General features: G+C 42.3%; 18 protein-coding genes. 10 read left to right on the top strand and 8 right to left on the bottom strand.

Features of this window, described 5'->3' with window-relative positions:
* Positions 1-9: 9 nt before the first annotated feature.
* Both ACIGBM_RS11570 and ACIGBM_RS11565 read left to right on the top strand, forming a co-directional pair.
* The gene (locus ACIGBM_RS11570; RefSeq protein ID WP_397477842.1) at positions 10-816 is read left to right on the top strand and encodes an SPOR domain-containing protein; all 807 of its coding nucleotides are present in this window, start codon (positions 10-12) and stop codon (positions 814-816) included.
* A 125-nt stretch (positions 817-941) separates the two neighbouring features.
* Positions 942-2,036, top strand: coding sequence for a PTS transporter subunit IIC (locus ACIGBM_RS11565; RefSeq protein WP_397477841.1), 1,095 nt, complete (start codon positions 942-944; stop codon positions 2,034-2,036).
* A gap of 161 nt (positions 2,037-2,197) precedes the next feature.
* Here the strand turns inward: ACIGBM_RS11565 and ACIGBM_RS11560 are convergent, their stop codons facing one another.
* The 3 genes from ACIGBM_RS11560 to clpP all read right to left on the bottom strand — a co-directional run bounded on the left by ACIGBM_RS11560 (position 2,198) and on the right by clpP (position 5,599).
* Positions 2,198-3,184 carry an SDR family NAD(P)-dependent oxidoreductase gene (locus ACIGBM_RS11560; RefSeq protein WP_397477840.1) on the bottom strand — a complete coding sequence of 329 codons (987 nt, stop codon included), beginning with the start codon at positions 3,182-3,184 and terminating at the stop codon, positions 2,198-2,200.
* Positions 3,185-3,511: 327 nt separating this feature from the next.
* A complete protein-coding gene (gene clpX, locus ACIGBM_RS11555; protein WP_057761822.1) occupies positions 3,512-4,786 on the bottom strand; it encodes an ATP-dependent protease ATP-binding subunit ClpX in 1,275 nt (424 codons plus the stop codon).
* A 186-nt stretch (positions 4,787-4,972) separates the two neighbouring features.
* Positions 4,973-5,599 (bottom strand): ATP-dependent Clp endopeptidase proteolytic subunit ClpP, encoded by a 627-nt coding sequence (gene clpP / locus ACIGBM_RS11550; protein WP_197411852.1) that lies wholly within the window; start codon positions 5,597-5,599, stop codon positions 4,973-4,975.
* Between the two features lie 925 nt (positions 5,600-6,524).
* Between clpP and ACIGBM_RS11545 the strand changes: the two genes are divergently transcribed.
* The 7 genes from ACIGBM_RS11545 to ACIGBM_RS11515 all read left to right on the top strand — a co-directional run bounded on the left by ACIGBM_RS11545 (position 6,525) and on the right by ACIGBM_RS11515 (position 13,289).
* On the top strand, positions 6,525-7,553 hold the full coding sequence (locus tag ACIGBM_RS11545; protein ID WP_397477839.1) for an urease accessory protein UreD: 1,029 nt from the start codon (positions 6,525-6,527) through the stop codon (positions 7,551-7,553).
* Positions 7,554-7,671: 118 nt separating this feature from the next.
* The gene (ureA, locus tag ACIGBM_RS11540; protein ID WP_057761815.1) at positions 7,672-7,974 is read left to right on the top strand and encodes an urease subunit gamma; all 303 of its coding nucleotides are present in this window, start codon (positions 7,672-7,674) and stop codon (positions 7,972-7,974) included.
* A 56-nt stretch (positions 7,975-8,030) separates the two neighbouring features.
* The gene (ureC, locus tag ACIGBM_RS11535) at positions 8,031-10,220 is read left to right on the top strand and encodes an urease subunit alpha (protein ID WP_397477838.1); all 2,190 of its coding nucleotides are present in this window, start codon (positions 8,031-8,033) and stop codon (positions 10,218-10,220) included.
* A gap of 90 nt (positions 10,221-10,310) precedes the next feature.
* A complete protein-coding gene (gene ureE, locus ACIGBM_RS11530; protein WP_397477837.1) occupies positions 10,311-10,955 on the top strand; it encodes an urease accessory protein UreE in 645 nt (214 codons plus the stop codon).
* Positions 10,945-11,739 (top strand): urease accessory protein UreF, encoded by a 795-nt coding sequence (locus ACIGBM_RS11525; RefSeq protein WP_397477836.1) that lies wholly within the window; start codon positions 10,945-10,947, stop codon positions 11,737-11,739. Before ureE ends, ACIGBM_RS11525 begins: the two co-directional genes overlap by 11 nt.
* 57 nt (positions 11,740-11,796) lie before the next feature.
* The gene (gene ureG / locus ACIGBM_RS11520; protein ID WP_397477835.1) at positions 11,797-12,486 is read left to right on the top strand and encodes an urease accessory protein UreG; all 690 of its coding nucleotides are present in this window, start codon (positions 11,797-11,799) and stop codon (positions 12,484-12,486) included.
* Positions 12,487-12,536: 50 nt separating this feature from the next.
* The gene (locus ACIGBM_RS11515; protein ID WP_397477834.1) at positions 12,537-13,289 is read left to right on the top strand and encodes a HupE/UreJ family protein; all 753 of its coding nucleotides are present in this window, start codon (positions 12,537-12,539) and stop codon (positions 13,287-13,289) included.
* 198 nt (positions 13,290-13,487) lie between these two features.
* On the opposite strand, the gene tig is transcribed toward ACIGBM_RS11515, so the two are convergent.
* Both tig and rdgB read right to left on the bottom strand, forming a co-directional pair.
* Complete coding sequence (gene tig / locus ACIGBM_RS11510; protein WP_201579833.1) at positions 13,488-14,831, bottom strand: trigger factor; 1,344 nt, start codon at positions 14,829-14,831, stop codon at positions 13,488-13,490.
* A gap of 534 nt (positions 14,832-15,365) precedes the next feature.
* Positions 15,366-16,019, bottom strand: coding sequence for an RdgB/HAM1 family non-canonical purine NTP pyrophosphatase (rdgB, locus tag ACIGBM_RS11505; RefSeq protein WP_397477833.1), 654 nt, complete (start codon positions 16,017-16,019; stop codon positions 15,366-15,368).
* Positions 16,020-16,571: 552 nt separating this feature from the next.
* Between rdgB and ACIGBM_RS11500 the strand changes: the two genes are divergently transcribed.
* The gene (locus ACIGBM_RS11500; protein ID WP_114701857.1) at positions 16,572-17,201 is read left to right on the top strand and encodes a superoxide dismutase; all 630 of its coding nucleotides are present in this window, start codon (positions 16,572-16,574) and stop codon (positions 17,199-17,201) included.
* A gap of 236 nt (positions 17,202-17,437) precedes the next feature.
* Here the strand turns inward: ACIGBM_RS11500 and ACIGBM_RS11495 are convergent, their stop codons facing one another.
* From ACIGBM_RS11495 to ACIGBM_RS11485, 3 genes are all read right to left on the bottom strand, one after another.
* Positions 17,438-20,224: a hypothetical protein gene (locus ACIGBM_RS11495; protein WP_397477832.1), complete on the bottom strand. Its 2,787-nt coding sequence runs from the start codon at positions 20,222-20,224 to the stop codon at positions 17,438-17,440.
* A 170-nt stretch (positions 20,225-20,394) separates the two neighbouring features.
* A complete protein-coding gene (locus ACIGBM_RS11490) occupies positions 20,395-21,213 on the bottom strand; it encodes a DUF72 domain-containing protein (protein WP_397477831.1) in 819 nt (272 codons plus the stop codon).
* A 71-nt stretch (positions 21,214-21,284) separates the two neighbouring features.
* Positions 21,285-22,352: a polyprenyl synthetase family protein gene (locus ACIGBM_RS11485; RefSeq protein ID WP_397477830.1), complete on the bottom strand. Its 1,068-nt coding sequence runs from the start codon at positions 22,350-22,352 to the stop codon at positions 21,285-21,287.
* Positions 22,353-23,024 lie beyond the last annotated feature (672 nt).

Genomic DNA, 23,024 nt, shown 5'->3' with positions numbered 1-23,024 from the left:
ACGAGATCCATGCTAGCCAAAAAACCTAAAGGCGCAACAGAAAAGCGCAAATCAAGTAGCGTATCAGGCTTATTGTGGATGTTTGTTGGGGCCGTATTGACCCTTATGATCGGGGTGTTTATCTACCTCTCACCATTATTCAATTTCAGCCCCGCTGATGGTAGTGCTGAGAATGACCCTGATCGCCAAGTACAGCCACGTGTGGATACTGATACCGACAATGGCGATTATGAGTTCTACGATATTTTGCCAAATCAAGAGATGGCAACCATCCCTGATGAAGATATCGCTGATATTGATAATGATCAAATAGGCGATATCGGTGCGTTTGAACCAGACGTCGTCGTTACTCAACCAGAGAGCAATGCAGGCAGTACAGAAACCGGCAGCTTCGGTAGTTCGGAAAATGCGACTGTCGAACCTGCTGGTAGTAATAATGCTGGGTCTAGTGAGGATATCGTTGTCGTTGAAGAAGATGCAACTTATGATGGTACGCCGCCTGCTACTAGCAACGCTACAACCCGCAATAATAATAATACAGCAGCAGGTACGGCCAGCATCCAAGCTGCCAAACCTGCAGCGACCTATATCTTGCAGATTAATAGCTTTAGTGATGCAGATGAAGCGGATCGTCGCCGTGCGCAAGTACTGATGGCAGGTGTCGATGCTCGCGTGGTCAAAAACACAACGGGTAATGGCTTGCCAATTTATCAAGTCATCTCGCGTCCTTTGAATAACCGTCAAGCAGTGACGACGGCACAGCAGCGCCTACAAAACAATGGTATAGATTCTATTATCGTTGAACAGCGTCGCTAGGTTCAGTCGTTTACAGTTATTGTATTTATTAAAAAAGCGTCGTAGTGACGCTTTTTTTATCTCTTTATTTTATCAAAAGCTTTCTAGCTGTTTTATCCTATTAAATATCCATTAAGAGTATGGTTATGACCGTATCTAACTCAGTAACACCGCAAGCAAGCATTATTAAAGCGTTCTTTCAAAAGTACTTTATCGATGCTTTTACTGGTATGGCTTTAGGGCTATTCGTCACGTTGATTGCAGGTCTGATTATCTCGCAAATCGGTGGCTGGTTAGATTTGCCAGCATTAGTCGCGGTCGGGAAGCTTGCCTCGATATTGATGGGTGCTGGCATCGGTGTAGGTATCGCTTACTATCTCAAAGCGCCAACGCTAGTGATGCTCAGCTGCCTTGTGGCAGGTATGCTTGGTGCCCATTCCGAAGCACTAATGGCAGGCACGCTTTTTACGCCGCAAGTGGGTGGGCCTGCAACTTTTGTAGCACTGCCGGGCAATCCAATTGGCGCTTATCTGACTTCTGTGTTTGCTTATCGTGCTGGCACTTGGGTCGCTGGTAAGACGAAGCTTGATATTTTATTGGTACCATTGGTTGTATGCGGTATTGCTCTCTTAATTTGCGCACTGCTTAATCCGCCTATCGTAGCAGGGGTCGCAGCTATCGGTCAGGGTATTCATGCCGCTACTGAATTACAGCCACTGCTAATGGGTATCGTCATTGCCGTAGTGGTTGGTATTTTATTGACCCTACCAACGTCGAGTGCAGCCATTTGTATTGCTATTGGGCTTGGTGGATTGGCGGGCGGGGCAGCAGTGGTAGGATGTGCAGCGCATATGGTTGGTTTTGCTGTCGCAAGTTTTAAAGACAATGGCGTTAGTGGCGTCATCTCTCAAGGATTGGGTACCAGTATGCTGCAAATCCCTAACGTGCTCAAAAAGCCTATCGTTCTGCTACCTGCTGTCATTGCTAGCGCTATCGTCGGGCCTATCGCAACCGTTGGTTTTGGATTGGCTTGTACCGCGACAGGTGCGGGTATGGGTACTGCTGGTTTGGTTGGTGTGTTTGGGGTGATTGAAGCGTCACAAGAGATTATGAGCACTAGTCAGCTGTGGACAGCGATTATTCTATTGATGTTTGTATTGCCTGCGATGATTGCAGGGTTAGTGGCTTATATCATGCGCCGTATGGGCTGGTTGGTCGCTGGTGATATGAAACTGCCTTAATCTTTGAAGTATTGAACTGAAATATCATCAATAGTCTCAAAATTCAGTCTTATCCTTAATCAGCAACAACAACGCTTAAAAGAGCCCAGCTACAACTATAGCTGGGCTTTTTATATATAAATTCATCAATTTCCCATGAAATAGGGAGTGTTTATAAAATATTATTCGACCGTCTTTAGCTTCTTATGACGACGTGGTTTTAGTTTGCGGGACAGTTGATGGAAGTCGTTCAGCACTTGGCTATAGTGTGATGGAAATACCCGCTGAATGGCATCAATCATCTTGGCATCGTTACCAATTAAACAACGCTGCTGGTTGGTCGCTGCTGCCTGTAGGATAATCCAAGCCGCTTCATTGGCATCGAATTTTAAGAACTTATTAAAACTTCTGATGGCTTTGGGCCCAGTGCTCATGCCAATATCATGGATGCTCTCATTACCGCGCGCGCTGTTGGCAATATTGGTTTTGATGCCGCCCGGATGGATACAAGTTGCTGATACCCCGCAGTTCTGAATGTTTAGCTCTTGGCGTAAGCTCTCCGTGAAGCCGCGTACGGCAAATTTGCTAGAGTTATAGGCTGACTGTGATGGTTGAGCGGTCAAACCAAACAGACTTGAGATATTAATAATATGTCCGTGCTCGCCAAACTGGCTCTGTTTAACGCTGTTTCTGATTAACGGTAAAAATGCCTTAGTACCATAAACCACGCCCCAAAAATTAATGTTCATTACCCATTCAAGCTCACTAATACTACTGCCTTCGACGGTAGAGTAGAGTGCGACACCTGCATTGTTAAAGATGAAATTTACTTTGCCATGATCGCTCATCACACTATCAGCCCATGCTTCCACGGCTTTATTGTCTGATACATCGAGTACGGTCATAGTGACGTTGACATCATAATTGGCAAGTAACTGTTTGGTCGCTGCTAGCTGTTCAGGATTGATGTCCGATAGTGCAACATGACAGCCCATTTTCGCTAAATGAATGGCCAGCTCACGTCCCATACCAGAGCCTCCGCCTGTAATGGCAGCGACATGGTTGCGATAGTAGGATGCAACGTCCGAGTCATCCAACGAGGTACGGTTAGAAGAAAACGGTAGATGTTGGCGCAATGAAGTCGCCATAGCGGTCACATGGTTGAGCATAATAAACAATCCTTTGTCTTATTAATCATATGAGTTTACGGACTATATATAGTGGTATATAGAAATAAAGTATAAAGGTCAAGACAGACTATCTACATTAGCATGGTTTGCACTGATGCTTACTCGCGATTGATAAACGCTACTGTCATTTCGGAGCAGGTGTAATGAAAGTCGCCAATTTTCAGTAGGCAAGTTATCTAGTAGGCAAGCTATCTAACAGATAAATTGGTTAAATAATAGGCATAAAAAAAAGCGCCTGAGCTTATTCAGCCAGACGCTTTTTTAGTAGTCCGTTAATAATAACGGAATATTCATATCAATTATAAATTAAGCAATTTTAGGCACTTTACCTTCATTGATAACGTCCGCATCAACCATTACAGTTTTAGCATTTTCCATAGAAGGTAGCTCATACATAGTCTCAAGCAGGGCGTTTTCTACGATAGAACGTAGACCACGTGCACCAGTTTTACGCTCCATTGCTTTTTTGGCGATGGCATCTAGAGCTTCTTGAGTAAAGCTAATCTCAGCACCTTCCATATCGAACAAGTACTTGTACTGTTTTACCAGTGCGTTCTTAGGTTCAGTCAGGATTTGTACTAGGGCTGCTTCATCTAGCTCTTGCAGTGCCGCAAGTACTGGCAGACGACCGATTAGCTCAGGAATCAGACCAAACTTGATCAAATCTTCTGGCTCGACTTCTTGTAGCAAGTCTGAGCTGCGACGGCTATCGTCTTTTGAGCTGACATCAGCGTTAAAGCCGATACCGCCTTTTTCGGTACGTTGCTGAATGACTTTATCAAGTCCAGCAAATGCACCACCAACGATGATTAGGATATTGCTAGTATCAACCTGTATCAGCTCTTGCTGCGGGTGCTTACGGCCACCGTGCGGCGGGATAGCAGCCACAGTGCCTTCGATTAGCTTTAGCAACGCTTGCTGTACGCCTTCACCTGACACATCACGAGTGATAGATGGGTTGTCACCTTTTTTACTGATTTTGTCGATTTCATCAATGTAGATGATACCTTGCTCAGCTTTGGCTACATCATAGTCAGAAGCTTGGAGGAGCTTTTGTACGATGTTTTCAACGTCTTCACCAACATAACCAGCTTCGGTTAAGGTCGTGGCATCAGCCATCGCAAAAGGTACATCTAACAGACGAGCCAAGGTTTGCGCAAGTAGCGTCTTACCAGAACCAGTTGGACCGATTAGCAAGATATTACTCTTAGCCAATTCTACCATTGCATCGTCAGCGCCAATTTTAGCTTTTTTGCTGTCGTTGGCTAGCGTCTGGCTAACTTTTAGGCGTTTATAATGGTTATAGACGGCCACAGCCAATGCTTTTTTGGCAGCGTCCTGACCGATGACGTATTCATCAAGCTTGGCACGCAGCTCTTTTGGCGTTGGTAATTTTTTATTGACCCAAGAAGTATCTACTTCGCTATCGTCATCACCGTGCTCTGCGCTGTCTGCGATTAAGTCAGTACATAGCTCGATACATTCATTACAGATGTTGGCATCGTCAGCAGCAATCAGTTGCTGTACATCGCTTTTGGCTTTACCGCAAAACGAACACTGCGGGGTATTATCTTCTGCCATAAAAGGCGCTCCTAAAATTTAAAACTGGTTAGTTTATTTGTAGTATGTCGATTATCGTATTTATTCAATAGTCATACCTTCTAATGGTCAGGTATGACATTGATAACGGTTTACTGTACGGCAAATAAACTATAAAAGGTCTTATGATTGCACTCTTAATTAAGAGGCATCACGTTAATGCTTAGATTACAAAGATTCAGGGCGACGCTCTAATACTTCGTCAACCAAACCATACTCTTTGGCTTCTTGTGCATCTAACCAATAATCACGCTCAACGTCTTTTTCGATTTTCTCTACTGGCTGACCAGTGCGCTCAGCTAAGATACTATTTAGACGTGCACGAGTTTTAAGGATTTCACGAGCGTTGATTTCGATATCTGTTGCTTGACCCTGCGCGCCGCCTGAAGGCTGATGAATCATAACGCGAGCATTAGCCAGTGAATAGCGCTTGCCTTTTTGACCAGCAGCCAATAGGAATGAACCCATGCTGTAAGCACCGCCCATACAGATAGTAGACACTTCAGGTTTGATGAAGTTCATGGTATCAAAAATAGCCAAGCCAGCGCTTACTGAGCCGCCTGGTGAGTTGATATACAAATGGATATCTTTGTCAGGATTTTCAGCTTCTAAGAATAGCAACTGGGCAACGATAAGGTTAGCCATATTGTCTTCGACTTGACCGGTCAAAAAGATAACGCGCTCACGTAATAGACGTGAAAAAATATCAAACGAGCGTTCACCGCGTGAGGACTGTTCAACCACCATAGGTACTAAAGCCGCTTGCGTGGTCTGTACTTCTTTGTGTGCACTCATCAGCATATCAAAATGCGGGTTGGCAGTGATGCGATCATAATCTGTCATAGAAAAGTCCTATCGATAAATGTATAAAATAAAAATGGATTGAATGATTTTATTGTCTAGTAGTTTTTGACTAATGGGTTGTTTATAAGGGGGCTGCGCTCACTATTCAAGCCTATAAAACGGGTTTGTGCATAAAATAGCTGAAAAAGTGACCCTCCGATATGTCTAGGACTCATTGCTTATATTGAAACTTGCACTAAAAATACGTCTAAAAGTAGATAAATACTATCTTATCTATTATCAAGTCGGACGGATATTGATAGTATCTGTATCGACAGTATCTGTCTTGATACAAATAGCGTAAATCATGTTTGACCTGACTTTTTAACATAGAATACCTGATTAATAGCCCTACAATCTACCTATCTTACTGACTAAGCCTGCAAATAGTTATGCGTTTAGTATTTTTGCTTATCTAAAATCTTCATAAAGTATTGCGCTAACAATAACGCTAAAAAATGCACTATTATGGACAAAATGTACTGTTTTGGTGCAAATATCTGCTGATTTTATAAATAGATAAGGCTCAAAAAACGTTTAGAAAATAGTTGGAAATATACGGTTATTTTTATCGTCTAATCCAAAAAAGAAAAAGCGCAGACAAATCAAAGTTTTGAGTTGGTAAGGTTGTCTATTTGATTATCTGCTATCAAGGGTTGGCACAATGCTTGTATCAATAAAAATATTGACGCTTTGATTTATCATGGTGCGCTAGGCACGATAAATGGTGTAGGCTATATCCCTCCGTTATTATTCTGATATTACTGTCGCTAATGAACTGTAATTAACGATTGGCAATAGAGTTCTTAACACATAGCAAATGATAGCTGCCACATAAAACACTGAAACATATTTAATTGGTAAATGAGTATATAAAATGAGTTGGGCCTCTTCTTTAGCATTAAGCTTTGACACTGTTAGCAGTACAAGTACGGCCAAAGAAGGTACGGCTGATAACTCAAAAACGCGGCTTTATCATCGTAAGCACACGGGTGCCTTGATGGTACAGCGTGCTCTGTATCCTGAGCCAAGCGTGCAGCAGGGTATTTGTCACATACTGATGTTGTACCCGCCAGCCGGTATCGCAGGCGGTGATACGCTGACCATAGACCTAAACTTAGATAGTGGTAGCCATGCTGTTATCACCACACCAGGGGCAGGTAAATGGTACGGCAAAGACAGTGTTAGTCAAAAACATAAAGCTCCGTTGAGCGACAACGACACTCACCAAAGTATGAGTCAAGACGAGATAGCTGATTATGCTAGTCAACATGTACAAGCCAACCTCGCAGCAGATACCCGTTTAGAATGGCTGCCGCAAGAGAGTATCATTTATAACGAAGCCAATATGCATGCAGTGAGCCGTTTCGATTTGACGGATTCATCTAGTCTACTGACATGGGAGATTAGCGTATTTGGGCGGCAAGCTTACGACGAGCAGTTTTTGCAAGGGCGTTATCATACTGGATTGAATATTTATCGAGATAGTAAGGTTATCGTTGCTGAGCGAGTGGCACAGGCAGCACAAAATCGCTGGTTTACCTCAAATTTAGGATTAGCGAACCAGCACATTTATGGATCGTTTTGGGCAGTCCCAAGCTTGAGCGACGTCCATGACAATCTTGCACTCTCTGCATCACAAACCACGCAATCGACCGAAACGGCCCAAGCAACTATCAAACAGTCATTAACCCGCTATCTAGACAATACCGTAGCAGCATTGCGCCAAGTCATTGCTCAAGCACAACTGCCTGTCTACTGCACTCATAATTGCCAAGCGATCAATATCCGCTACATCGGCTCAGATGTACGTGGTTGTTTTGAGGCGTTTTATCAGCTGAGAGAAGTCTTACGAGACCATTGGTGGCAACTTGAGCCCTGTCGCCCACGTATTTGGGACACTTAATACGGCCACCTTAAATAATGAAACTAAGATATATTGCGACTATTTTTAATCGATATCAAATGCTTTGAAAGCCTCTAATCTGCTATAAATATAATGATAAGTACAACAAGGAACAGTCATGCACCTGACCCCAACAGAAAAAGATAAACTCATGCTATTTACGGCTGGTATGGTAGCAGAGCGCCGCAAAAACCGCGGTGTTAAGCTTAACTATCCTGAAGCTATTGCCTATATCAGTATGTTGCTGATGGAAGGCGCACGAGATGGCAAAAGAGTTGCCGAATTAATGAGTGAAGGTGCTACGTATTTGTCTGCTGATGATGTCATGGAAGGTGTTGCAGAGATGGTAGATGAAGTGCAAATTGAGGCGACCTTTCCTGATGGCACCAAACTGGTCACGGTACATAATCCCATCGTGTAACGCTGTATACCATTGTTATAGCACTGAAATGCTCACTATAAAATAAGGCGGCTACCATGCAAGCAGGCGAATACCATATCCAAGATGGCGATATTATCTTAAACCAAGGTCGACAGGTGCAGACTATCAGTGTCAGTAATACTGGTGATAGACCTATCCAAATCGGCTCGCATTATCACTTTTATGAAGTCAATGATGCCTTGAGTTTTGAGAGAGAGCAGACTCGAGGTTTTCGCCTGAATATTATCTCTGGGACTGCCGTACGTTTTGAACCTGGTCAATCGCGAGAAGTCGAATTGGTAGCATACGCTGGCAAGCAAGATGTATATGGTTTTGCTGGGCGCGTCATGGGCGCCGCTCATCCAGACAAAATATCAGAGAGCACTACTGATAAAAAGGCAACTGCTACTTCGCAGAAGCGAGTCAGTCGTCGCATTTATGCTGAGCATTTTGGTCCTACCACAGGTGATAAAGTCCGTCTTGCCGATACCGAGCTTTGGCTACAGGTTGAAGCAGATTTAACCAGTCATAAAGATACTGCTGTTGACCAAGCGAATACGTCACAAAGTAGTGAAAGTAGCAGCAAGCCTATTGAAATCAAAGGTGAAGAAGTTAAATTTGGCGGTGGTAAAGTCATCCGTGATGGTATGGGACAAGGACAGTTACTAGGCGCGGAAGTTGCCGATACAGTTATTACCAATGCATTGGTCGTTGACTATACAGGCATCTATAAAGCGGATATCGGTATCAAAGATGGTCGCATCAGTGCCATTGGCAAAGCGGGCAATCCTGATATCCAGCCTGCTATTGATATTCCTATTGGCGGTGCTACCGAAATCATTTCTGGCGAAGGCAAAATCCTCACAGCAGGTGGCGTCGATAGTCATATTCATTTTATCGCGCCTCAGCAGTGTGAGACGGCGCTTATGTCAGGGGTAACTACAATGCTGGGCGGCGGCACAGGGCCAGCTCAAGGTACGCTTGCCACCACCTGTACACCAGGGGCATATCATATTGCCTCAATGCTAAAGTCTACTGATAGCATCCCTATGAATATTGGACTACTGGGTAAAGGCAATGTGAGTGTACCAGAACCCATTGCTGAACAAATCGAAGCAGGTGCCGTGGGGCTAAAGCTACATGAAGATTGGGGTACAACGCCGCAAGCCATCGATAACTGTTTGAGCGTCGCTGACGACTATGATGTGCAAGTGGCCATTCATACCGATACTTTAAATGAAAGTGGCTATCTCGAAAGTACGCTCGCTGCTTTTAAAAACCGCTGTATCCATACTTTTCATACTGAAGGGGCAGGCGGTGGCCATGCGCCCGATATTCTAAAGGCTATTGGCGAGTCGCATGTTTTGCCATCTTCGACTAACCCAACGCGCCCATACACTGTAAATACCATTGATGAGCATCTCGATATGCTGATGGTTTGTCATCACCTGAGTCCTGCTATTGCTGAAGACGTGGCCTTTGCTGAAAGCCGTATTCGTCAAGAAACCATCGCTGCAGAAGATATCTTGCATGATTTGGGCGCAATTTCGATGATGAGTAGTGATTCGCAAGCGATGGGACGGGTGGGTGAAGTGGTTATTCGTACTTGGCAAACCGCGCACAAAATGAAAGTGCAACGTGGCCATCTAGCACCAGATGCAACAGCGACCATTGAAGATGAGCAACAGTACATCACTTTGACAGACTATGACCAAAGCGCGGACAACGATAACTTCCGTATCAAACGTTATATCGCAAAATATACAATAAATCCTGCGATTACTCACGGTATTGGCGATATGGTCGGCTCACTCGAAGTGGGAAAATGGGCAGATATGGTGCTATGGTCGCCCAAGTTTTTCGGGGTAAAACCTGAGTGCATTATAAAAGGCGGGCTTATCGCTGCGGTACCGATGGGCGATATTAATGCCTCTATTCCCACCCCTCAGCCTGTGCATTATCGTCCTATGTTTGCTACATATCCAAAATCAGTCGCTCAAACTAGCATTACCTTTATGTCGCAAGCAGCGATCGACAAACAAGTGGATAAGCAGCTTGGATTGACCAAATTCATTCAGCCAGTACACGGCATCCGTAAAATTCGTAAAAGTGATATGCGTTTTAACAGCTACTGCCCAGATATGGATATCAATCCTGAGACCTATGAAGTACGTGCGGATGGTAAGACACTCACCTGTGAACCAGCTGATGTACTACCCATGGCGCAGCGTTACTTTTTATTCTAAACACTTTGTTATTCTAAGTGTTTTAGTATTCTAAAATTTTAAGTTTTATACCTTAATAGTTTGAGCAACAGTAAACAGAGCCTTATCTTTATGAAAATATTTAATACCCGTCTAAGTACGCCTAGCGATGTCCAAAAAACACAATTGGCAGAACAGTATAAAGCCGACGATTACCTGCTATTGGATTTTGATACTCGTCAGCATTCCCGCTTTAGAGCCATTACTGTCTCAGGTGAGGCAGTTGGTGTTGACCTGCCTCGTACAGGCGTATTGAAAGGCGATGATGTCCTTATCAATGAATCAGGGGAGTTGATGCAAGTCATCGCCAAGTCGCAAGCGGTGACCAAAGTGACTGCTGACAATGACTTTCTACTAATGAAAGGCGCTTATCATTTGGGCAATCGTCATGTGCCATTGATGTTTGACCACAGTTTTGCTCAGGGTGAGGCAGGCTATGCGCTATATTTTGAAAACGATCATGTGCTGGCACAAATGTTAGAAAATCTTGGTTTACATATCGAGTCTACCTCAGTGCCATTTGAGCCTGAAACAGGCGCTTATCAAACGGGCCAAGGGCATGCGCATGGACACTCTCACTCCCATGCACACTCGCATAGTGACTCTCATAGTCATAAGGAAAGTCATGACCATAGCCATGATAAAAGCCACAGCCACGGACATCAACATAGCCATAGTCATCATGATGCGCCTGTAGGTCGTTCAAATGATGGTTGATACCAGTGCTCAGCCTACTCAGTCTGCCCAACTTGGACAGCTACTGATGCTGGCATCGAGCAATTTGCCGATTGGTAGCTATACCTATTCGCAAGGTGTGGAGTCAGCGATTGAGTCAGGGGTTGTCTCTGATGAAGCTAGTACGCTTACATTTATGCAGGACTACCTAGCGCTTGCGGTTGTTGGCTACGAGCTGCCTGTATTAGGGCTGATAATGTGCGCACTCAGCCAAGGTCATGAAGCGCTAGCAGCAAATTTAGCACATGATTATCACGCTGGTCTCGAGAGTAAAGAGTTTGTACTGGAGTCGCAGCAGTTGGCACAGGCGATGGTGTCTTGGCTCAACGAAGTGCTGAGTCTTGGTATACCTCCCGAAATACCTGAAAATGGATTTTTGCCGCTATTTGCTCATGTTGCTCAGCATTGGCAGCTGCCATTAGCGCAGTCGATGACTACCTATGGATTTGCTCAACTAGAGAATATGGTGCTTGCTGCTGTCAAGACCGTACCGCTAGGACAAATGGCAGGTCAGCGTATCTTATGGCAATTGCAAAGCGATTTGGGTGCTCAGGTTGATGCTCTAAGCGATGATGTACAACAGGCCTTTGATGCTCTAGTTATGTCGATAAACACTACCAATACTGTAGATAAAAGTGAAGAACCAGACTGTCAGCAGTTATGCCAAGACCTCTATGAATCGCTTAATATCTCGAATAACTTGCCCAATTTGGCTATTCTTTCGAGCATGCACGAGGAGCAATACAGTCGGTTGTTCCGCTCATAAATGTACCTTTATTTCTATTTATACTTATTAATATACAAACTGTTTTAGGAAATTAATATGTCTCTAACTCCGCTTAAACTACAAAACTCTCACGCTGCGTCAGACGTGCAGACTGATAGCGACAGCCAGAAACCATCTTCTGCCTTATCGTGCTTACGCCTTGGTATTGGTGGGCCTGTTGGTAGTGGTAAAACTGCTTTGACATTAAGACTATGCCAAAACCTGCGCGATACGGTCAATATGGCAGTGGTGACCAATGACATCTATACCAAAGAAGATTCAGAGTTTCTGACCCGCAATGATGCCATGCCTGCTGAGCGTATCCGCGGCGTAGAGACGGGTGGCTGTCCGCATACAGCTATCCGCGAAGATGCTTCTATTAATCTGACTGCGATTGCTGAGCTACAATCGACTTTTGAAGGTTTGGAGTTGATTATCATTGAGTCAGGTGGCGACAATCTAGCCGCGACATTTAGCCCGGAGTTGTCTGATTTGACCTTGTACGTCATTGATGTCTCTGCAGGCGATAAGATACCTCGTAAAGGTGGCCCCGGCATTACCAAGTCTGATTTGTTGATTATTAATAAGACCGACCTTGCACCAATGGTTGGTGCTTCGCTTGAAGTGATGGAACGCGATGCCAAAAAAATGCGTGGCGACAAACCTTTTGTTTTCAGCAATATGAAAACAGGTGATGGGCTAGACGAGATTATCGCCTTTATTAAAGAACATGGCATGCTTGCCTAAAGAGCAAATAAGCTTTTACCATTAAAATATAAAGAATAAGGAAAAACCGCATGACACAGTATACAAAAGGTCTTCACACCCAAAATTCTCGCTTCTCACAAGTGCTCTCAGCTCGTCATATCATGTCTGGTTCGGCTGTGATGATGACATCACTAATGCTACCGTCATTGGCACAAGCACACTCAGGTCATATTCACTCGACTACCGCGCAAGCGTCATCATTTTTAGGTACGTTGCAAGCAGGACTGATGCATCCAGTGACTGGCTTTGATCATCTGTTTTTGGCAGTAGGCATGGGCATGTTGTTTTATGGGCTACAAAAGCAGCGCTTAGGCATGATGTCATTGACGGCAGGGTTGTCATTAGGCGCGATATTGGGCACGGCTGGCGTTCTAATTGGCGGTATCGCATTTGCTGCATCATCTGGGCTAATTGAAGTGGCGATATCACTGTCGGTGGTTGTATTGGCTATGGTCTTAATGAGCCAAAAAAGCAGACAAGAGGCATTCTCTGCGCAGACTCATACAGCATGCACGCCAAGCATTCAGCAGCTATCGTTATTTGGCTTTGGTGGTCTGGCGGTGTTTCATGGCATGGCACACGCGATGGAAGTACCAGCGAATGTCGGTGTGAGCGGTCAGCTGGGATTTTACGCAGGGATGATGGTCACGATGCTAGCGCTATATGCAGTTGGTACGCTGGTTAGTCAGCAGTTGCAGCAACGCTTTAGTGATAGCTTGTGGTTACAGCGCGGGCTAGTGCTGCTAGGATTGAGTGCTGTATTTGCGCCTGTTTTGGTGTAAAACGTGCTTTATATTACAAGTACGATGCTTGTAGATTCGATGTTTATAGGTTCGATGTTTGTAGAGTCGATAATTGTAGCTGATTTTATTTAGTTAACGAACGCCATAAAAAATGCGCCCCCGATCAAAAGGTCGGGGGCGCATTTTAGTTTTGATAACCGACTACAGCATATCTAAAAAGATAGCCTGTCGTATCAATTACATTGCTTGCTGCTGTTGTTGCTGAGCCGCTAGCAAGTCTTGGTAGCTAACTTCTTTATCAGTTACTTTGCCTTGTGCGATCAAGTAATCTACTACTTGGTCTTCTAGTACAACAGACTCAATGTTAGCGCGCTGCTGCTTGTCATTGGTGTAGTACTCGATAACTTCTGCTGGATCTTCGTAGTTTTCAGCGGCTTCTTTGATGAAGGTTTCTACACGCTCTTGATCTACTTCTAAGCCTTTAGTGTCGATAACACGGGCAACGATGATGCCAAGACGGGCAGCACGTAGTGCTTGCTCTTCAAATAGCTCATTTGGCAGCATGTCTTTATCGAAGCTATCAGCATTCGCGCCGAACTGCTGAGAAAAACGTTGCATCATCATGTTGCGTTGACGCTCGATTTCTTGCTCTAGCATCGCGTTTGGTACGTCAAACTCGTTCTTTTCTAGCAATGCGTCAAAAGTCGCTTGCTTAACTTGGCTACGTGCAGCGTTTTTGATTTCGCGTTCCATGTTTTTGCGCACGTCTTCTTTCAACTTCTCAACGCCGCCTTCTTTTACGCCGAATAGCTCAAGGAACTCTTCGTTGATTTCAGGTAGCTTAGATTTTTCAACCAATTTTACGTTGATTTTGAACTGAGCTTCTTTACCAGCTAGGTTCTCAGCTTGGTAATCTTCTGGGAAAGTTACGTCGATGATTTTTTCTTCGCCAGCTTTCATGCCTTTGATACCCGCTTCAAAGCCAGGAATCATTTGGTTGCTACCGATAACTAGTTTAAAGTCTTCAGCAGAGCCGCCTTCGAATTTTTCGCCGTCGATAGAGCCTTCAAAGTCAAAAGTCACTTGGTTGTCTTTCGCAGCCATGCCCTTTTTCTCAACGAACTCTTCACGTTGCTTTTGTAGATTTTCGATCATAGTGTCAACGTCTTCTTCACTAACTTGTGCAGTGTGACGCTCAACTTCGATCTCATCGATACCTTGTACATCTACTTCTGGGAAGATTTCAACAGTGGCTTGATATACCAAGAAATCGTCTTCAAGTTTTACGTCGTCGATGTTAGGCATGCCAACAGCACGGATGTCTTCAGATTTGATCGCTTCAAATACAGTATCACGGATGACATCGTTGATAACTTCTTGTTGAATGCCAGCACCGTACTGAGAGCGGATGTGTGACATAGGGACGTTACCTTTACGGAAACCGTCAATCTTGGCAGTTTTCGCAACTTGGCGAATACGGCCTTCAACTTTGTTTTGAATTTTTTCAACGGGCACTTTAACCGTTAGCTGGGTTTCTTTATTAGATAGCTTGTTGGTTGTGACTTGTAAATCTGTAGCCATGTTAATTACACCTTTAGGATTAAGTAGTACGTTTGATTAATGAAATAGTACTTAGGGTTAAATTGTAATAGACAGACCGCGCCTCAAATTACGGGCATGTACGACGGGCTGCCGTTGAAATAAATAGGGAATAGCGATAGCGCACAACGTCAAATTCAGTGCCAGTAGCAATCGCCGCTGATACCAAAAGGTGAACCTGCTGAGGTTGTCCATGCTATCAAATATCGATAATAAACCGTTAATGCACCGCATAATAACGCTTTTTGGTGAATTATACAGCCAAATAACGGATTTCAACAAAATTTTAAAAGTAGAACAGTATAATCTATCTGTTTATTAAAGTAAAAATTATCTCTTTGACAGCATGTTTCCTTATGTTGCTTGCTCTTATATAGCTTAATTTTATATAAGGGGTTAGCCATATTCGTATTCAATAAATCAGATAATGGATAAAAAACAGCGATAAGGTTGTAAGCGCACTATGAGCATTAAGCGCACTTACGGATAGTTATGGATAGAACCGCTATAAAATACTTATAAAGGTAGCTGCGCCAATAGCTGCTGGATTGCCTGACCACGATGGCTGATGCTGTTTTTATCAGCAGCGCTCAGACTAGCCGCACTGGCTTGCAAGTCAGGTAACCAAAACAATGGATCATAACCAAAACCACCGTCACCATGTAGCGTATCCAAGATTTCGCCATGCCATAATCTTTGGGCGACAATCGGTAGCGGGTCATCGGCATGACGCACCATTGCCAGTACGCAAACGAACATACCTTTAATAGGAACATCTGGCTTCGCTGCGCGGATAGGCTGCAAGTCGGCGATGAGCTTGGCGTTGTTTTTACTATCGTTACCGTGCTCACCAGCGTAGCGAGCAGAGTAAATCCCCGGTGCATTACCTAGTACAGGCACGCACAGTCCTGAATCATCCGCAATCGCAGGCAGTCCACTGATACGGCTCGCATGGCGGGCTTTGATAATGGCGTTTTCTACAAAGCTTAAACCATCCTCGATGGCGTCTTCAATATCGAGCTGACCTTGCGGGACAATCGTCACGTCCAAGTTCGCTTCGGCAAATAGCCGTTTAAACTCAGCCAATTTGCCTTTATTGTTGCTGGCCAGTACCCATTGGTTACCAGATGTCGGATGGGTAGCAGTTAACGAGGTATCAGTGGTGCTCATAGAGTCAGTCCGTTATATGAAAATGATGAAAAATTATTATTCGAGTGAGCTTTATTTATCTTCTGTAGCGTTAATTGATAAATTGTTTGTCGATTGAAGTAGTTATACTAATCATGATAGCGCATGAGTTTAGAGTGAATGCAGTTACCGTTTAATAAATAACCAATCGCTATACAGATTGTACGGGCTATAACATTTGGTAACTGATATTATTGGTCACTATTGCTATAATAGATACCAAGCTACAGTGAATTATATCTTATAGCTTGTGAATATTAAGTTAATAAAAGTCTATAAAGTCAGAGACTTGACTTTTTGGCGAAGAATAATAGCAATAAGTAACCGCTAGGTTAATTTTGGATTCATAATGATACGTGATATTGTATTGAGCAGTACCGTGTATCAAGCGATAAAGTTCATTTCAAACAATAAACTCAGCCAATTTAGTCCGCTATTTTATAGTGTTTTTTGCGGTGTAAAAATAGCGTAAAATTCAGTTTCTATAAGCAAGTTTTTATAAACTAACGGCTAAACAGCAAGGATAAAATAATTATGTCAAACATTACTTTACCAGACCTACCATATGCAAAAGATGCACTAGAGCCACATATCAGTGCCGAAACGCTAGAGTATCATCATGACAAGCATCATGCTGCTTATGTAAACAAGCTAAAAGACATGTTGCCAGGTTCTGGTCTAGAAGACAAAACATTGCCAGAAATCATCGTAGCGACTGCTAAAGATGACAGCAAGCAAGGTATGTTCAACCAAGCAGCTCAAGTATGGAACCACACGTTCTACTGGAACTGCATGACGCCAACGAACGGCGGCGGCGAACCTACTGGCGATCTAAAAGCAAAAATCGAAGAAGATTTCGGTAGCTACGATAAATTCCGTGAAGAGTTCAAAAACGCAGCATTGACTCAGTTTGGTTCAGGTTGGGCATGGCTAGTTGCTGATAAAGTCGGTGGCAAATTGTCAATCGCCAAAACTGCTAACGCTGACACCCCACTTGCACATGACCAAGTAGCGGTATTGACTTGTGATGTATGGGAACACGCGTACTATGTAGATTACCGTAACCGTCGTCCTGACTATGTTGACACGTTCCTAGACAAGCTAGTGAACTGGGACTACGCAAACGCAAAATATAAAGGTCAAGATGCTGGCGTTGAAGCATAATATTCAATAGCTAAGTATTTGATTAATAAAAAAGGACACCGAGAGGTGTCCTTTTTTTATTCTACAATATCTAGAATAAAGTTACAGTATAATGGTGAAGCTGATTTACTGTAGATAAGTATAATCATTTTGAGTAAAAACTACTTGTTCTCTTTGTACCTTTAACTCAAAAAACAATCCATACTCATTAGTGAACTATACCGACGCTGAATAATATCTCCATTTGAAATTGGTTGTTAGCAACTAGCTTGCCAACTTAAAATTTTACTTTCCCAAGCTTTTTTTGTTTTAATATTATTTTGTTTATCTATTGCGTCAGTGAGTACTTCTATAGCTTTTTCTATATTTCCTTTATATAATATTTCTGCTTTATCATTTAAAAAGCTAGATAAAAACCAATCACCACACTCTCTGCGTCTAAGGCCTTCAATTGCACTGTCAATTGCTTCAAGAGCACTTTCAGTATCACCACATCCTTTCAGTTGTTTTGCACGATTTTGATAATAAAAAGGGTCTTTCTTTTCTATCTTTAGTAGGTACTCCTCCGCTTTGCCAAATTTACCTAATTCATTATAAAATTTTGCTACTTTAAGGTTATCAAAGTCATTAGTTGGTTGAGAATCAACATAGTATTTTTCTGCTAAATAGGAGGTTTCACTTAGCTTCTTATCTTTGTACTCATAGTTATTATATTTGTATAAGCGATATAGCGCCATCTGAATATCAGCATATGACATCATAAGCTTATTATTTTGGCTACCATTATCAGGGGTCGGTAAATTTGTACAGAGTGACACGAACGCATCTGGCAAGTTATAACCAAGATGGCCTGACAAAGAGCTTAATACTCTATAGGGATGGTCAAATGAAGAAAGCAGTGTTACAGAGATATCTGATATAAATTCTTCAATCCTATTATCTATATACTTCTCTCTAGAGGTTTTGTATTTAGAATTAGATATCAAGTCGTAAAAAGAAAGAATTATAGAGTGAGATGACTCAGCTCTGATATTACCTAAGACTTCGTCTATGTATTTTTCAGCTTCCTTATACTGTTTTTTATTATCCGCAATCCTTGCAAGTTGTAGCATGCATTGCTCGCTATTTGGGAATTTTGAAAGTAGTTCATTAAATAGTCTCTCAGAAGTAGAAATATCTCCTTTCCAATAGTAAATCTTTGCAATATGATGCTCAATAAGCAATTTGATGTTGTTTTCTTCTTTAACTTCTAAATTGATTCTTTGAAGCTCTTCAACTGCTTTAGTTGATTCTATCTGATATCGTCTTTCATCAGTTTTTCTATCTATTGATATTAGTTCTAATTCAAACTTTTCAATTAGTAACAGAAGATCCTCTAGAGTGTTCCTACTTAAATCAAAGCTCTCTACCTCACTAATAAGATTTGCTTTGAAGACCAAATTATCTGTGGTTTGAATAATTGCATACAATAGAGCTTTGCGATAATTAGCACTCAAATCATCTTGATATAGGTCATTTAAGAGCTTATTGTGCGTTACGCAAAAGTTGTAATATCCAGATTTTTTGTATTCATTTTCAACTAAAAGAAGGTTGCAAATATTTTCTTTTAGCTCTTTTATTGTAGGGTTTTTTCCAATCAAATTATTGATAGAAAGCAACACAATCGAATGGATGTTTGAATGATATAACCCTGAACGAACTATGAGGGAGGCTTTTTCAAGATTCCTAATCGCTTTCATTCCAAGAAGTTTATTGAATATATAGTTACTAATTAGCTCTGAATCGATTAGTGATATGAGAGAGAACTCTTTTTGGAATTTATCTACGTACTTTCCGATGATTAAATCTGATATAGTTTGAGACTTTCCACGAACTATTTCATTTGGAATATCTTGAATTTCTTGGAGAAATTGCTGCATTTCGGACTCGTTGTACTTTTCATCTCTAATTATTTGGCATACAAGTTCCAAGCATAGAGGGTGCCCACCTATATGAGCAATAATTTTATTCACATACCTACTATCGATATCTATTCGTTTATTTATAACTTCCTTAGATTCATCAGCACTCATTTCAGAAAGATGAATGCAGCTTGCCCCTTCAGTAGATTTGTCTAATGAAGTAATTAAAACTCTGCTGTCATCCTGTGCAAATAATTTGAATTCATCTTCAATGTCAGTTACGTTTCCAAAAAAATTATCTAATATAATTAAGGTTTTATACGTTGCGCAAAGATTTGCTACATTTAAATTTTTATCAAAATCACTAACTTTAACCGAGCTAAAGTTGAATTCCTTTTGCTCATTCAAGCCAACCCAGATTATCGAATCAAATTCACTCGTTAGTTTATGAGCAATACCAAGGACTATTTTACTTTTCCCTATACCACTGACTCCATGAACAACAGAGACTTTATTCTTGCTTATCATTTCAATAATAGAAGGTTCCTCTTTTCTAACCACAAAGTCAGAGGGCAATGGCGGAAGTTTATTATGCATTGAAATTGCTGAGTAAACTGTACTAGCCGTAGGGAGATAGTCAATTAGTGATAGAATGAATTTTTGGTTGGAGATATTATCAACAATGATGTTAGCAATGCTTTCAGAGTCAACAACAATAACTTCCTGTTTGATATCTAAGTACCTAATTACTTTATTTATATTATCTAGCCGCCCAGCCTTTGCTTCTTGATTGGCAAATAGAATGATTTTTGAGCATTGATCACTATTTTTTAACGTAGAATATATATCCTTTACTGGCTTCGTATTTTCTAGCTTTAATTTTAAAAGCTCATCATATTTTTTGCTAAATACATCGAAGTAATCATTATCTGTCCCACATTGCCCAACAGTTTCAAAATTATTAGTTGAAAAGTCAACTGTTCTACTGATCGGTTTCGCATAAAGGTTACTTCCTTTATGAATAGATACTTCGTTAACAATTAAATCAAATATTGGTTTACAAAAATACTCGAACTCGGTTCCATTTAACGAAATGAGATCATCTACAACTTTTTTTATAAATGCTCTTTTTAAGAAATCCATATTAGTTACTATCCTTCTTAGTTTATCGAAAAATTTATACTATAAATATTATTTGGTTGATAGCAGGTATTGAATAGATCTTGCAGAGATATGCAATAAAAAAGTGATTTTTGATTACAGAGTAAATGAAAAGGAACAGATGGGTTTTTCTCATGGAATCATAAATAAGTTTACCGTACCTCAAACCCAAATCTACCCAACGCTTCTCGCAGCATCGCAATATTATAATAAGCGTGTGCATTGACGGTGTTTTGAAAGAAAATATAGAGCGTATCAAAGTGCTGACGCTGATTAGCAATCGCTTGCGCCCAGTCCTGCATCTCCGACTCACTATAGCGATAATCATGGCGATCAGCCGCGCTCATCGCATCCCACCAGTTTAGATTATTGCCGTGCATACGTAGATAGCCAGTGCGCTCAGTGAATATCAATCGTGATGGTGGCAGTCCGCTAATCTTGGGATAATCGACGCTGCACCAAATCAAACCTTGCTGCCGAAAGCTATCAACCACTTGCGGTGTGTGCCAGCCGTTATGACGAAATTCAATGGCGAGCGGATAGTCTTGAAACCAGCTAACGAGGTTTGCTAAATAGAGACGATGTTCACGAGTACGGTCAAAGCCGTGTGGGAATTGGAGCAATAATAGCGCTAAAGCATTTGCTTCGATAAGTGGAGATAAGGCGTTTAGAAATGCCTGTGCGTGCTCGGCAGTGCCTTTGCGTGCATGAGTGAAATCTTGGTGCAGTTTGACGGCGAACTTCAACTGACTGTCTGCTTGTACATAAGCTTTATCAACCATCCCAGCAAAGGCTTTTTGTCCGATGGGCGCATAAAATGTACTGTTGATTTCGACTGCGCCGTATTGTTTGGCGTATTCACGTAAGAAGTCGGTTTTTTTGGTACCGGTGGGATAAAGCGTACCGAGCAAATCGGTATCGCTATAGCCACCAGTGCCAAGATAAATGCGCGGGGTAGGGGAACTGTCCATGTTGACCACTCACTGCCGTTTTGGGTAATAAAATTTACTACGATATCTGTTATCGGCTGCTATTCGACAAGCTACTTTTTACGCGACCAGAGCCATTCAATCAGTGCCAGTAGCGCATCATTAGCTGTGCCAATGTTATCTTCATTGTCGCTAAGCTCACGACTATTTAGTTCATGAGAAATGGCTGCACGTCCCTCATTAAATAGTGATTGCGCATAGCTGGTCGCGTCATCGACACCCATTAGTTTTACATAGGTAGATTTGTCTAGTTTTTCATCGCTACCTGCAGGCTTACCAAGTGTATCAGTCGTCATCGTGACGTCTAGTACATCGTCTTGAACTTGAAATGCCAGACCAATATGCTGCGCGCACTCTTGCAATGCCATGCGTTGTGGAGCCGTTGCACCAGCACAGATACCGCCCATGAGCATTGCCGCTTCAATCAACGCTCCTGTTTTATCACGATGGATGGCTTCCAAATCATCCTGCGCAATACTGGTACTGGCTTCGGCATTGAGGTCTAGCATTTGACCCGACACCATGCGTCTGGCGCGCGGCGCAAATATTGCCATAAGCTGACTTGCGATATTTGCATTAAATGGCGCAAAAGTTGGCATCTCCGCGGTTAGGACTTCAAAGGCTAGCGTCTGCAATACATCTCCTGCCAGTAGTGCCGTCGATTCATCAAAGGCGATATGCGCAGTCGGCTGCCCACGGCGCAGCTCATCATCATCCATACACGGCAGGTCATCATGCACCAATGAGTAGGTATGTAGCAGCTCTACCGCCAATGCAGCACGGCGCGACATATCGTAGTCTGAGTCGTTTTCTAGTAGTGCGTCTAGATCAGCATCAATGTCGTCATTAGGCTCGTCTGTACGTGCATTATTACTGCTATTAATACTGGCAAAAGCGCTGGCAACCATCAGTGGGCGTACCAATTTACCTTGTCCAGTCATGACATAGCGGCAAGCATCTACTAGCGGGCTAGGGAGCTTGGCATAATCAAACAACACCTCAATATCTTGCGCCAATTGCTCGCGCACAGCACCATGAAACTGCTCAGTGCTTTGAAAAGAGACAAAGTTAGAAGGGATGAAGCCAGTAGAGGTAGTGCTAGAAGTAAGGGAAACAGTCATAATCCAACCATTTATCAGGGATACAGTAAAACTTATTAGGGATAAGGAAAAAACGCTATTAGTGTAGCATGATAGGTCATATCGCTTATGTGACACACCGTATCAATTGATTGTTTTTTGCATTTTTCTACCGAAGTTTATTTAAAAGTAGAGCAATCTTAGCTGCAATATAACGACAAGATTTCGTTACCGATGGATGATGTCACTCTCTGGTTGAATATGTTCTGATAAAAGAGCAAGCTAAGCGGGGTGCATTAATCGTATCGCATCAACGGCCTATCATCTTTGAGGCGGTAGGCATGAAAATGAGCAACACGAAATAAATCTAAAATAACAATTCAGTATACATTTATTCACTAAAACACTTTTATCGTAAGGTAAATGCCTGTAAGTGATTTAAGAGTGACTTGCGAGTATGGTATTAGCTTGTGACAGTTAGGGGCATAATCCCCTACACTAATTGACGTGAAAATGGTCTGATGGTGACCCTACTGGGTTTTTTCTCAGGATGTTCAATCGTCGATACCGAGTGTTAGACCAAGTCTCAGTCAATATTTTGAACATCAGTACCTGCAACAGCAGTACATAAATGAAGCGTCATATGATGTCATGCAAGAGATGCAAAATACGTGCATCATGATGAACGCTGGATAATAAAGACATCTTCACTTG

The organism is Psychrobacter sp. NPDC077938 (assembly GCF_044542635.1).
Classification (GTDB): domain Bacteria; phylum Pseudomonadota; class Gammaproteobacteria; order Pseudomonadales; family Moraxellaceae; genus Psychrobacter.
Note: the sequence above shows the minus strand (reverse complement) of the source record. Positions and strands in the feature narration are given on the sequence as shown.

Coding starts and splice junctions, on each gene's coding strand:
- ACIGBM_RS11560 (WP_397477840.1), bottom strand. CDS start 3,184: ATGCTCAACCATGTGACCGCTATGGCGACTTCATTGCGCCAACATCTA.
- rdgB (WP_397477833.1), bottom strand. CDS start 16,019: ATGAGCACCACTGATACCTCGTTAACTGCTACCCATCCGACATCTGGT.
- ACIGBM_RS11570 (WP_397477842.1), top strand. CDS start 10: ATGCTAGCCAAAAAACCTAAAGGCGCAACAGAAAAGCGCAAATCAAGT.
- ACIGBM_RS11545 (WP_397477839.1), top strand. CDS start 6,525: ATGAGTTGGGCCTCTTCTTTAGCATTAAGCTTTGACACTGTTAGCAGT.
- ACIGBM_RS11490 (WP_397477831.1), bottom strand. CDS start 21,213: ATGGACAGTTCCCCTACCCCGCGCATTTATCTTGGCACTGGTGGCTAT.
- ureE (WP_397477837.1), top strand. CDS start 10,311: ATGAAAATATTTAATACCCGTCTAAGTACGCCTAGCGATGTCCAAAAA.
- ACIGBM_RS11500 (WP_114701857.1), top strand. CDS start 16,572: ATGTCAAACATTACTTTACCAGACCTACCATATGCAAAAGATGCACTA.
- clpX (WP_057761822.1), bottom strand. CDS start 4,786: ATGGCAGAAGATAATACCCCGCAGTGTTCGTTTTGCGGTAAAGCCAAA.
- ureC (WP_397477838.1), top strand. CDS start 8,031: ATGCAAGCAGGCGAATACCATATCCAAGATGGCGATATTATCTTAAAC.
- ACIGBM_RS11565 (WP_397477841.1), top strand. CDS start 942: ATGACCGTATCTAACTCAGTAACACCGCAAGCAAGCATTATTAAAGCG.
- ACIGBM_RS11515 (WP_397477834.1), top strand. CDS start 12,537: ATGACACAGTATACAAAAGGTCTTCACACCCAAAATTCTCGCTTCTCA.
- ACIGBM_RS11495 (WP_397477832.1), bottom strand. CDS start 20,224: ATGGATTTCTTAAAAAGAGCATTTATAAAAAAAGTTGTAGATGATCTC.
- ACIGBM_RS11485 (WP_397477830.1), bottom strand. CDS start 22,352: ATGACTGTTTCCCTTACTTCTAGCACTACCTCTACTGGCTTCATCCCT.
- tig (WP_201579833.1), bottom strand. CDS start 14,831: ATGGCTACAGATTTACAAGTCACAACCAACAAGCTATCTAATAAAGAA.
- ureA (WP_057761815.1), top strand. CDS start 7,672: ATGCACCTGACCCCAACAGAAAAAGATAAACTCATGCTATTTACGGCT.
- clpP (WP_197411852.1), bottom strand. CDS start 5,599: ATGAGTGCACACAAAGAAGTACAGACCACGCAAGCGGCTTTAGTACCT.
- ureG (WP_397477835.1), top strand. CDS start 11,797: ATGTCTCTAACTCCGCTTAAACTACAAAACTCTCACGCTGCGTCAGAC.
- ACIGBM_RS11525 (WP_397477836.1), top strand. CDS start 10,945: ATGATGGTTGATACCAGTGCTCAGCCTACTCAGTCTGCCCAACTTGGA.